Here is an 11,852-nt window from a genome sequence, read left to right on the forward strand (position 1 = left end):
AGGTCTGGCAGAAAGTGGCCAGGTTCTGACGAGCGTTGCCATCAAGATATAATTCGTCATTGATAATCTGGAATGCGACATCATCACGCATTTCGTGCAGCGGAAAACGTTTTGATTCTGCAATAGTGGAAATAGACTTCGCACCAAAACGTGAATCGAGTAATTCCGACCTTAAATCCGTTACTTGCTTCTTATCCATTTTAAACTCCTTAAAATGATTGGATCGCATTAAAAAAGTAGGATTTATCGATAAAGTAAGCAAGTGCAAAGGTCTTGTGTTTAAATAACAAAATCCTAATGTTATTTATCGTGAGATATTATGGGAAAATATATTTACGTTAAAAAACAATAGTGTAGGGTGTTATGGATTGTAGTGTGGTGTTGTATGTCATTATTTTGACGCGCTTTCTAACTCTGGTGAATTATCACATAAAAATTAGCCCTTAAAATATCATTATTAGTACTCGGTTGTTATTTTGAACGCATTCATAAAATTATTATATAAAATAACGTCTGTTGCTAAAACCCCCGCCAACGATATGTTGACGGGGGACGTCATTATTTTGGTAGTAATACTCCGGTAAAGGTATTCACCGGATGAGAAAGATATTGTTTAACCGTAGTGTTAACATTATCTACCGTCATTTGTTTCAATAATTGCTCCTGCGCAGTCCATGCGGCAGGATCGTCATATTGAATAAGACTATTTACAATGGTGTTCGCTAATTGTTGAACGCTACGCTGTTGGATATCGAGGCTACGCTGAACGTTTTGCTGGTATTCGTTCAGTTCTTGCTCACTGATCCCTTTAGCCAGACGCTTAACCATCACTTCATTCGCTAACGTTAACAGTTCATCATGTCGTTCTGGTTGACAAGTAAAAGCCAGCAAATGACTGATATCTTTGGCCTGAGGATCAACCGAGAGGCGAGAAGAAACGCTGTATGCTCCAGATGCCTGTTCACGAATATTAACGCGTAGATCTTTTGCCAGTGCGACGTTAAAAGCATCGAGCGCCATACGCGTCTCCAGATTTACAGGTGTCCGGGAATCATAACGATTCCACTGTGAAACCTGTGCCACAGGTTCATTTTGTTCTTTTACTGTAACCGATGCGTTGTCCGTCGCGCGAGTTAATGGTTTACCTGCGGCTAATGGCGAATCAGAGTGTTTTATTGATCCTAAGTAACGCGTAATTAACGGCAGAAGTTTGTCTTCTGCGACATTACCGACAACGACAAACGTGATATCCGCTGGAGATGAAAATAACTGGCGATCGACTGCCAGCGCGTCTGCGGCAGTAAATTGTGCAATCTGTTTTTCTTGCAGTAATTTCGTACGATCATCAGCATAGCGCTTCTCATACATCTGCTGGGCGAATTTCTCTGCTGGACGTTGGTCGAGCGTTTTCAACGCCTGAATTTGAGCATTTTGTAGCGATGCCCAAATATTGTCATTAATCGTGCTGTGAGTGATTCGCTGGTTAATCAACTGGAAACCAGGTTCAGGATTATTAGCCCGCGCGCTCACGGAGAGCAACGTATTCAGCCCACTGACTTTGCTGCTCATGGTTACCGAGTTTTCCGCACTCCAGCGTTTCAGGCTGGAAGAGGAGAGATCACCAACGCCGCTTCCGCTTACTGCTTTATTTGCCAGCGCGATAAGTGCTTTTTGCTGCGCAGGGAAACTTAAATCGCCTTTATTAGATACGGCAGTAATTTGTAGCTTTTGCTCTTCACCCGCGGATTTTGCCAGAATAACCCTGGCACCATTGGAAAGTGTTAATGATGTCAGATTCTCAGCCAGCGTTTCTTTGCTGCTAATTTCCGCCTGTGGGTCAGCGTCTACTGTTAACGATAAATTTCTGCCTGGGAAGATGTAAGCCGCCAGCTTTTTGTTGGCGTACTCTTTTTCCAGCGCCAGGATAGCCGCAGGAGACAATGCTTTTTTGGCAGCAACCTCATTGTTTACCATTTGCTCCCAAAATGCGTCCTGGTTCTTTCTTAACTGCTGCCATTTTTCAGCCAGACTTTGCACGGTAATTTGCTGCCACAGACGTTTCGAAAGTTGATATGTCTCTTCCGGCGACAAGAACGGCGTATTATTTAATGAGCTGGATGCCAGGCGACTGGTCAGCATACGTAAATCACGTTCAGCTTGCTGATCAACCGCATTTTTCAGCCAGGTGAGACGGGTAGATTTGACATCATCGAGTTCTTCAGCAGAAAAACCATGCTGATCAATAGTTGCCAACTCTGCCATTAATGCATTCGCAGCATCCTGCATATTATTGTCACGTGCATTTACACGGAAAAACAGCGACTGATAATCGGGTGCAATTTTAACGCTGCGCGCAGTGCCACCAGAAATAGTCTTCAACTCGCCCGACTGTATACGTTCCTGCATACGTTGATTGAACAGCTGAACCAACATGCTCCATTCCGCTTGTTCGATAAAGCTTTGCTCATCGTTTACTTGTACCAGTGGCAGGCGATAATAGAGTGCAATGCCGTTCACCCGGTTTTCTTTATCATTAATAATATTAAAGCGTAGATTGTTTTCTGCTTTTGTCGGCCAGACGCGATTTTCAGCTGCTTTATTAGCCGGGAGCTTACTTAAATTATCCTTTATCAGCGCCAGCGCTTCTTTACTGTCGATATCGCCGACCACAATAAAGGTCATATTATTGGGTTGATACCAGCGTTGATAAAATTGGCGCAATTGTGCCGGTGTGACCGTGGCGACGGTATCCATCAGGCCGATAGGTTCACGGTCTAAATTACGTGTATTTGCCAAAAGAAAAGGGCGGCGCGCCTGAGATGTACGCCATTTCGCATCCTGATGTGCACGCCATTCCTCAGTAATTACGCCGCGTTCAGCGTCTACTTCGAGTTTTTCAAAGGTTGCGGCATTACTCCATTCACTGAAGATTGCCATCACTTGTTGCAGATTTTGTTTCTGCGTAGTCGGCAAACTCACCTGATACACTGTTTCGTCATAGCTGGTATAGGCATTAACATCGCGACCAAAACGCAGGCCCATTGACTCAAATGTTTCGATGACTTTATTACCCGGCCATGTTTTTGTGCCGTTAAACATCATATGTTCTACAAAATGAGCCACGCCGCGCTCATTGTCTTCTTCCTGCAATGAACCGGTATGAATTTGCAGCCATAAATTTACCTGATCCTTTGGATGAGCATGCGGATAAATCATGTATCGCAAGCCATTGTCCAGTTGCCCGGTAATTAACTTTTCATCCTGCGGTAAGGCGGCGGCAATCAGTCGCCCGGGGAGCAACAGAGTTGCCACTAACGTCAGTAAGAAACAGAGGTTTCTCATAATTATCTCCATGCGAAAACCGGGCGAATTTACCCGGTTAAGTAAAATCCGAACTATTAAAATTTCATGCTGACATCAAGCCAGAAAGTACGGCCACTGGCGTAGGTCGCCACGCCGGTATTCGTTGTATCAACAGCGGTTTTGCTATCCAGTACATTGAGAATATCGGCACTGATCGTCAGGTTTTGTTGTTTCAGAAATTGTGGCGTCCAGGACAAGCGGGTGTCCCAGGTCAGGCTGCTATCCAGTTTTTCGTCAACATACTGCTTGTAATCTGAATATTCGCTGATGTATTGCGCATTCGTCTTACCCAGGATAATGCGAGCTTTACGCGCTTCTTGCCAGGTCAGCGTATTCGCCCACACCAACCCGCTCGGTTGATGCGTGAAATCCATGTTTAAGGAGATCTTTAGTGGATTATTAAAATCCGCCACTGGAACGCTATCGTAAGAGACCAGATTACCGTTATAAACCACCCGGTTATCACCGGTATTGCTCTCCTCATAACCATTGTTTAACGACAAGTTGCCCTTGCTCTTGATATAGCTAAAGACAATTTGTGGGTTAATATCTACCTGGCTGATATGCAGGGGTTCGGCCAGTTCAAAACTGAGGTTGAACGAATGCGTTTTGGTTTTACCGTCGTTGTTATATTCAGTAATGGTGGTTTTAGTCGCGCTGTCGGTACGACTGCTTTTGCTGATTTGATCATGCGCTTCACGGTAAACATAGTTTGCGCGCGCAATAACGTTCTTACCGATTTTTTGCTGCAATCCCATTGCCAGTTCATCGTTATAAGGCGTTTTCAAATCCTGATAGCGCGTCAGGGTTTTATTGCCTGATACCGATTCCGTCCAGCTATTGCGGATATCACGTAATCCCATATCAAGAATATTCCCGCCATAGTAACGGTTATAACCTGCGGTAATCATTGAGGTTTGATCAGCAAAAATATCCCATTCCGTCATAAAGCGCGGGGAGATATTGTGGTTTGACAGATAGTTATCATAGTCATACCGCACGCCGGGCATTAACGACACATTACGCCAGTTAATGCGATCCGCCATATACAGCGTGTAATTGTCTATTCCCAGGCTGCCTTTACCTTTATGGTAAATGGTATGGTTAGTTTTCTTTCCGGCAGCATTAATCACATAGGATTCAGACTGGTTATGGCGTTCAGTCCATGCATCGGAAAAGATGTATTCCGCGCCGAAGTAGGGTTGATGCGAAACATTACCCACGGCGAATTTTTGCCAGTCAAGGCGTGTTTTGAAGGTGTAATTATCTACAGCCTGGGAAATGTGTCCTAATCCGCCACGGGTGCAACGCCCTGAAATATCACCATATGTACATGAAAGTTCGGTGTACCAGATGTCATGATCGTGACGGGTATAATCACTAATATGATCCCAACCAACGGTGGTACGCAGTTTGGCCCATGCGAGCTGGGTATCCATATCCCATGCCAGACCATAGGATTTATTACCCATTTCGCGATCAGACTCCGGGAAGGTGCTGGTATTATAATCACGGCTGGAGCCGGTATATTTTAAGGTTAAATCGTGGGTAAAGCGGTCGCTGGCAAACCAGGTAAATTTGCTCAATGCAGTATCGATAACGTTTTTATACTGTGCCCTGCCGGCGACAACGCCGTCATTCGAAACATAATCCGCGCGGATGATATCAGACTGGCGGCGCGATAAACCGGCGGTAACGCCAAAGTTATCAGCGAGTTCCTGATTAAACGCCAAAGTATAAAAGTTCTTTTTAAAATCTGGAGAGTAATAAGTACTTCCTGAAGAACCTTGGTTAAATGCGCTCTTGTTATTCTCATCGATATGCGATGTTAACCAGTTTGAACGCGTAGTGCGATAACCCAGTTTCACGCTGCTATCATCAGCATTGAAGCGTTTGATCTTTGCATCAATTACCCCGCCATTGAAGCGACCGAATTCAACCGGCACAAAACTGTCATAAAGCGTCACATTGTCCAGTAAGCTGACATCAAGATAATAGCCCTGTGACATCCCGCTAATATTGGTTGCACTACTGGCATCGGACTCATTCGCTGGGTTCAGGTTATTAGTTGCACTAATACCGTCAATCAAATAGGCATTCTGGTAGGGCGACGCACCGTGAATAGAGATTTTCTCCGGGCGAATATCTCCCTGGTTCAACGAGGTACTTTGCGTTGAATCCATGCGCACCGCAGGGTTGGTTCTCAGCAGATCGCTGATATTGCCATTCCCGGTCGGTAAACGCTCGATGCTTTCACTGGTGTAATGCGTGTTGCCGTTTACGGGTACAGGGACAGGAGCATAGACCGTCATCTCTTCAAAAACATGCATGTACATGTTTTTGTCATCGACGGCCTGCGCCACATCAGCGCCACATAAAATGACGCCAGGAATAAGAACTCGCTTCATTTATTTTTATCTCCGTACAGCAGGGCTTTTATTGTTTTTATAAAACCGCGCTAATGTCACAAATATCATCGGCCAGGTTCCAGACACCGGGTTGATGTGTAACCATAATGACGCCGCTTGTGGGTAGTTTTTCACGCACTAAACGCAGTAAGCGGATAGCCTCTTGTTCCTCAAGATGAGAGGTAGTTTCGTCAAGAAATATCCATTTCGGACGTCGTAAAATTAATCGTGCCAGGGCGATACGTTGTTTTTCGCCGCTGGAAAGAATATCTCCCCAGCGATCGTGGTCATGAATACGCGCAGCCAATTTCCCCAGACCAACCTGATGCAGTACTTCGCTCAACGATTTATCGTCTACGGGCAGAGGAAGTGCTTTACAAATAATCTCTTTCAGTAAGCCGCTTTTGATTAACGGTGTTTGTGACACATACCAACTGTCAGCAGGAGACGAAATATCACCTTTAAACCACGGCCAGCAGTGGGATAATGTTTTAAGCAGTGTGGTTTTTCCCGCACCAGAGTAACCTTTCAGTAATAGCCATTTGCCTGGCGAAACATGAAAGTTCAGGTTCTCTAATATGATCTTATTATCAGGAGTACGAATACTCGCGTCAGCCACTTGTACCGCATGTTGGCAATTTTTAGGCTTATTCGTAGGGCGCTGTTCGGTGAGTTGATGGAACTCATACAAGCGATCGATAACCGCAGCCAGTTCAGCAAGTTCATCATATTTATAAATAAACCAGCTTAAATTGTTCGATACCAGCATAAATGCCTGGCGTGATTTCATCAGTCCGCCCAGATTGATCTGTCCGCTAATAAACTGCGGCAATAACAGAAAGTAGGGAAGAACGCTAAGCGAGCGCGAATAAATATTCTGCCAGTAATCAAGCCACCGCTGACGATTCATTAAACGATGCCAGTTCTCTTTAATGGTATGAAAATTTTCGCTCAACTCCTGGCGTTGTAGAGACTCAGCATTGCTTAGCGCAATCAGTTCTGCCTGCTTATTATGCTGCACAAGATTAGTTCGAAATGTCGCTTCGCTACGTTGTTTTTCCACATTAAGCGGACGAATACGTTTACCAACCTTATGGGTAAATAAAGTTCCACCGATCACAATGAGCACGACGGTATAGACCATATACCCCTGGATACCCCATTCAGTTCCACCAACAGTGAATGAGAGCGTACCCGCGCTTTGCCAAAGAATAACGGTAAAGGTGATCAGCATGCTAAGTGACTGGATGAAGCCAAATGAAAGGCTGAGCGTTTTGCTGATCAGTAAGAGAATGTCTTCAGCGATACGTTGGTCAGGGTTATCTGTATTTTTATGCTCGCCGTAGATCTGCGTGAAATAGTAGTTTTTATCTGCAAACCAGCGATTAAGGTAGTAATCTGTTAACCATTCGCGCCAGCGAATAGTCAGTAGTTTAATTAACCATGTTTTGTTTACGGATATTAATACAAAGATCCCCAGCAGGGCAGGGAACCAAAGGACAAGCTGCCAAAGCTTATCAGTTTCTTTCTGGCTTAGCGCATTGAAAAAATCATTATTCCAGTCGTTTAACCAGACCTGAATTTTAACCACGCCAAGGATCATGGCGAGGATAATAATGATTAACAACACTGAAGTTTTATTATTCTTACGCAGCCAAAAGGGCTTCAGCAGACAGAGATACTTTGCTATCAACATACAAAACGTAATGGGAATGGTTATCATTAGCGAAAATTGATTGTGCCATTCAATGATTATCTATGGCAATGATATACTGATGAAATTTATTTAAGTATCATTTAACAATATGAAATATAAAGAAATGTTTCATTTTCAGTGGTTATGGTTATGCTATTGATAATCAAGAGTATTGCTAATGCCCTGACGCATACCTCGTAAGCCAGGATTTTCGCAAAGGAAGATGATGAAGACGAAACACCCGACAGGTATTTATGTCGGGTGCCTTGTTAAGGTCATAAGAAGGAGGCTAAGAATGGAACTAAGGGGGAGCGTTATTAATTATTCTCCATTTGTTTTGCAACATCCATAATGTGGTAAAGCGGTACTCTGTTCTTAGCTAACTCCACCATGGCGTTCATATAAGGTACCATGGTTGAAAAAAGGATTTTATAACCTTCGCAAAAATAGGAAATAGTCTCATTGTTTACTTTAGTAATACGATGCTTAGGGCAACCACCATTGCAGATAGGTTTATATACACATTGCTGACATTTCGCTGAAATCCGTTTTTTTTGCGCTGTCAGTTGTACACTGTTCATCGTTTTGAGTTCAGATTTATTAATGCTTCCAATTTTGTACTGTGGATAGACAAAATGGTCGCATTCGTAAATGTCTCCATTACTTTCAACAACCAGATTATCCTTGCAGGACTCCTGGAAAATACAACTGGTATGCCCATTCCCCAAAAAACGGCTGACAAAGCTTTCAAACTGACGGATGAAAATTTCACCCACATCGTATTTAACCCATTGCATAAAAATGGTTGACATAAACTTGCCATAAGCCGTGGGAGGCACAGAAAAATCAATGATACGGAATGTGTTCTCACTATGACCACTGAAATCAATATTCGGCGTCCCGGTTTCGAGCAATTCGATAAATTGCATATGTTTACTGCCGATAGATTTTAAAAAATGATAAACTTCAAGAGGGTAATGGACATTAATGTTATTAATGACGGTTAACGTATTAAACTCTATTTGATATGATTTCAGACGCTCGATGGCTGCTATCACTTTTGCAAAAGTACCGTTACCTGAATTACTGCGTCTGTAGCGGTCATGTAGCTCCTGGGGTCCATCGATCGAGATACCAACCAGAAACTCATGTTCTTTGAGAAAGGCACACCATTCATTATTCAATAAAATGCCATTCGTTTGCAATGCATTAAAAATTCGTTTTTGGCCTGCATAGCGTTGTTGATAGTGAATAACTTTACGGAAAAAATCCAGGCCAGCTAGAGTGGGTTCACCGCCTTGCCAGGTAAAATAGACCTGATTGCCAGACGCTTCGATATATTGTTTGATGAACTCTTTCAGAGTGCTGTCATCCATCCATTTTTCATGAGTAAACTGCGACTCTTTTTCAAGGTAAAAACAGTAATCACATTTGAGATTACATTGAAAACTGGAGGGCTTGGCTGTAACGTGCATCGCTATCTCGCTCAATAAGGCGGCGGAAAAATCCGCCGCATGAAGGTTTAGTTATTTCGCTTCGCTTAGTGCTTTCTTGATATTGTTAAACTTCTCCTGATTTACCTCGCTAAGCGGTGGCTGGCTGTTGTCGATAAACTCTCTTACCACGCCTTGCATCTCTTTAACGACCTGCGGATTGGCGGCGGCAAGGTTATCTTTTTGCTGTAGATCCGTCAGTTTGTATAGACCTAACTGATTATTTTCTACTGTATAGACAAGCGAATAATCATTATTTCTCACCGTATAAGAGAATTGGCTTAAGTCCTCGGTGTTGGGGTTATGCGGGTAATCGTCTGACTGATGGCGGACAAATTTGTGGTAATTATCCCAGAATGGAATATTTTCCTCATCAAACCAGTGAGAATAAGATGTTATCCATGTCAGATTTTTATGTGGCTCACCTTGTTTCTTATCTTGCAACCAGGGCAGCAATGAAACACCATCCAATTTTAGCTCTTTTGGAATGCTGATATCGGCTGCATCAAGAGCTGTCGGGTAGAAATCCATTGCGGAAATCAGCTTGTCATAATTACCGGGTTGAAGTTTTCCTTTCCACCACATAAACATTGGGGTGTGAGTACCGCCAGGATAGGTCTGACTCTTATAGCCTTTTTGCGCCCCGTTCAGCGGCAGAGGACCATCGATAACTGCACCATTGTCGGAGGTAAATAGAATTATTGTATTGTCATACTGTCCGTTTTTCTTTAGTTGTTCAAGAATGCGTTTTACGCCCTGATCAACAGAATAAACGGAAGCGTAGTAGTTATCTGCTGTTTGGCTACCGGTATTAAATTGCTTCTGATATTGCTCTGGTGCAGGGTTGTCGTTTGGCAGGTGCGGAGCATTATAAGCCAGGTAAACCATAAAAGGCTGGTCAAGTGTTTTAGCACGATCAACAACGCCAATTGCCTCATCGGTTAACTGATCGCTGATATAACCTTTTGCGGGGACGCGCTCACGATTTTTGAACAGAGAAGGGGAGTTATAATATGCCGTTCCTGCAGCGTGGAATCCCATAAAGTAATCAAAACCACGGTTTTGAGGTTGCCATTCTTCCGCAGAAAATGTGGTGAAGTTGTCATGATAGTCACGCGTTTGTTTATCTTCCGGTACTGGCACATTACTGATTTTTGACAAGTGCCATTTACCTACTGCTGCAGTGTAATAACCATGATTCTGGAATAATTCAGGCAAGAAAGTTTCTGTCAGCGGAATACCATCCTGAGCATCAGTATTGGAGTACACACCAAAACGAGCGGGCGCTCGACCGGTCATTATTGCGGCGCGGGAGGGACCGGAAACCCCGTGCGCCACATAGCCGTTAGTAAAACGTACACCTTCATCCATTAACGAAAGCAGTGTTGGCGTCGATTTTGATGCAGCTTCAATGGCTTTATCTATCCCTATTTTGTAGGTATCGACAACTTCACGATTTTCCATTGTTTTTGGGTCAAAAGAACCCTTATCAAAAGGAAGTTGTCCATAACCCAGATCATCCATGGTCAGTACGATGATATTTGGCTTTCCTTTAGTACTGTATTCAATCGGCGTAAAGTCTGAGAAAGCAACGTTTGTTTTAGTTGCTTTCAGCTTTACATCATCAGCCGCATGAGCGGTAAATGCAGCCATACCAGATGCCAGTATCAAAGATATCGAGGTACTTACGACACTTTTCTTCAATGCAGACTTCATAAATGTTCCTCTTCTTATTGTACTTAATTCCAAAGTAATTTTACGAAGAGAAATAAGATGATGTAAGTGAAGTGAGTCACATAAAGAGATAGCAGATTTGGCTAAAAAAAGAGAAACAACAGTCTAAAAAGCGTTGACATTGCTTTCTGTTGAGTCAAGTAATTTCTCAATGCTAAATATCTAACTAATTGATATTTAGTGTATTTATGTGTTTTGATGGCAATTTATTGCATTGGGATCATAAATAAATATGAAAGAGATTATTTAGATACATAAATATGTGATGTATATCACCAATTCTCATCATGAAATACAATTCGTAATGACACATTGGGGCAGGTAATAGCTGCCCCTTTAATTCTTACTTAGCGTGTGGTTGACTATTCGTGAACGAATAATCAATTAGCCAAAGCATTCATCGTGTTGCCCGTGTTCATATTCGTGTGCCTTTGACAACGGTACTCCTTTGAAACTCTCTTTGGACTGTTGCCGAAATGTTTGCGGAAAGCATAAATAAAATAAGATGTACTGGCATAACCACATTTTTCGGCAATTTTATTGACTGAACCTTCTACGCGTATCAAATTTTTTGCGTGTTGCATTCTGGCATCTAAAAGAATTTGTGAGAATGTCGTTTGCTCTTGCTTTAGTTTTTTCTTCAGCAGGCTTTCACTAATATACAGGCAATCACAAATATCTTTTAGTTTCCATGGGTGTGCCAGCTTCATATTGACAATGTTTCTCACTTTCCCTGATACGGATAGCACACCGTTAGTTAATAATGTAATGAAACCTTTGCATGCTGCAAAAATAGACAGGCAAGAAAAAAGCAAAAGTTCAGAAAAATTCTGATGATTGCGTTCTTCAGAGTTGAGATAAGCAATCATTTCATTAAGTAATCCAGTTGGTACATTTGAAGCACGTAAAAACTTCGCAGGAACAGGCATAGTCACTGTCTGAATATTAGTGCATTGTAGATATTTTTTAATGGTGTTTTCATTAAATCCAATTTCTTTGAAATGCCGCTCATAAGGTTCAAAATGCGTACGAACAGCGTTATCTACCATCAGGATTTCACCATCAGAGAAGGCGTAATCTTTATCTAAAATGTTAGCGTTGAAGGCATGATGAATAAATATAACAGAACAAACGAGCGACATTTTATCTCCTTAAAAC

Annotated in this window: 7 protein-coding genes and 1 pseudogene; 1 reads left to right on the forward strand and 7 read right to left on the reverse strand. The window is 42.7% G+C overall.

All coding sequences use genetic code 11. The annotated features are described in order from the left end of the window. The 4 genes and pseudogenes from HEN33_RS22725 to HEN33_RS22740 form a co-directional block, all read right to left on the reverse strand. Nucleotides 1–199 (reverse strand): annotated as a pseudogene (locus tag HEN33_RS22725) (glutamate decarboxylase); the annotation flags it as partial. 359 nt (nt 200–558) lie between these two features. Next, on the reverse strand, nt 559–3,342 hold the full coding sequence (locus HEN33_RS22730) for a M16 family metallopeptidase (RefSeq protein WP_176262933.1): 2,784 nt from the start codon (nt 3,340–3,342) through the stop codon (nt 559–561). 56 nt (nt 3,343–3,398) lie between these two features. Continuing rightward, nucleotides 3,399–5,771, reverse strand: a complete 2,373-nt coding sequence (locus HEN33_RS22735; RefSeq protein ID WP_176262934.1) for a TonB-dependent receptor plug domain-containing protein — start codon at nt 5,769–5,771, stop codon at nt 3,399–3,401. Nucleotides 5,772–5,808: 37 nt separating this feature from the next. Beyond that, on the reverse strand, nt 5,809–7,494 hold the full coding sequence (locus HEN33_RS22740; protein ID WP_176262935.1) for an ABC transporter ATP-binding protein/permease: 1,686 nt from the start codon (nt 7,492–7,494) through the stop codon (nt 5,809–5,811). Nucleotides 7,495–7,693: 199 nt separating this feature from the next. Here HEN33_RS22740 and HEN33_RS22745 point away from each other — a divergent pair, with 199 nt between their 5' ends. Beyond that, on the forward strand, nt 7,694–7,819 hold the full coding sequence (locus HEN33_RS22745) for a hypothetical protein (protein WP_122083086.1): 126 nt from the start codon (nt 7,694–7,696) through the stop codon (nt 7,817–7,819). Here the strand turns inward: HEN33_RS22745 and HEN33_RS22750 are convergent. The 3 genes from HEN33_RS22750 to ydeO all read right to left on the reverse strand — a co-directional run bounded on the left by HEN33_RS22750 (nt 7,785) and on the right by ydeO (nt 11,836). Continuing rightward, the gene (locus HEN33_RS22750; protein WP_176262936.1) at nt 7,785–8,942 is read right to left on the reverse strand and encodes an anaerobic sulfatase maturase; all 1,158 of its coding nucleotides are present in this window, start codon (nt 8,940–8,942) and stop codon (nt 7,785–7,787) included. The genes HEN33_RS22745 and HEN33_RS22750 overlap by 35 nt on opposite strands. Nucleotides 8,943–8,993: 51 nt before the next feature. Next, nucleotides 8,994–10,676, reverse strand: a complete 1,683-nt coding sequence (locus HEN33_RS22755; RefSeq protein WP_176262937.1) for a sulfatase-like hydrolase/transferase — start codon at nt 10,674–10,676, stop codon at nt 8,994–8,996. A gap of 398 nt (nt 10,677–11,074) precedes the next feature. Beyond that, on the reverse strand, nt 11,075–11,836 hold the full coding sequence (gene ydeO / locus HEN33_RS22760) for an acid stress response transcriptional regulator YdeO (protein WP_000060467.1): 762 nt from the start codon (nt 11,834–11,836) through the stop codon (nt 11,075–11,077). Nucleotides 11,837–11,852: the final 16 nt, after the last annotated feature.

Origin of the sequence: Escherichia sp. 94.0001 (assembly GCF_013369155.2) — a bacterium.
GTDB lineage: Bacteria > Pseudomonadota > Gammaproteobacteria > Enterobacterales > Enterobacteriaceae > Escherichia > Escherichia coli_F.

What these genes read in the sequence shown, in the direction of transcription:
- HEN33_RS22755 (WP_176262937.1), bottom strand. Translation starts at nt 10,676, where the DNA reads ATGAAGTCTGCATTGAAGAAAAGTGTCGTAAGTACCTCGATATCTTTG.
- ydeO (WP_000060467.1), bottom strand. Translation starts at nt 11,836, where the DNA reads ATGTCGCTCGTTTGTTCTGTTATATTTATTCATCATGCCTTCAACGCT.
- HEN33_RS22735 (WP_176262934.1), bottom strand. Translation starts at nt 5,771, where the DNA reads ATGAAGCGAGTTCTTATTCCTGGCGTCATTTTATGTGGCGCTGATGTG.
- HEN33_RS22745 (WP_122083086.1), top strand. Translation starts at nt 7,694, where the DNA reads ATGAAGACGAAACACCCGACAGGTATTTATGTCGGGTGCCTTGTTAAG.
- HEN33_RS22730 (WP_176262933.1), bottom strand. Translation starts at nt 3,342, where the DNA reads ATGAGAAACCTCTGTTTCTTACTGACGTTAGTGGCAACTCTGTTGCTC.
- HEN33_RS22750 (WP_176262936.1), bottom strand. Translation starts at nt 8,942, where the DNA reads ATGCACGTTACAGCCAAGCCCTCCAGTTTTCAATGTAATCTCAAATGT.
- HEN33_RS22740 (WP_176262935.1), bottom strand. Translation starts at nt 7,494, where the DNA reads ATGATAACCATTCCCATTACGTTTTGTATGTTGATAGCAAAGTATCTC.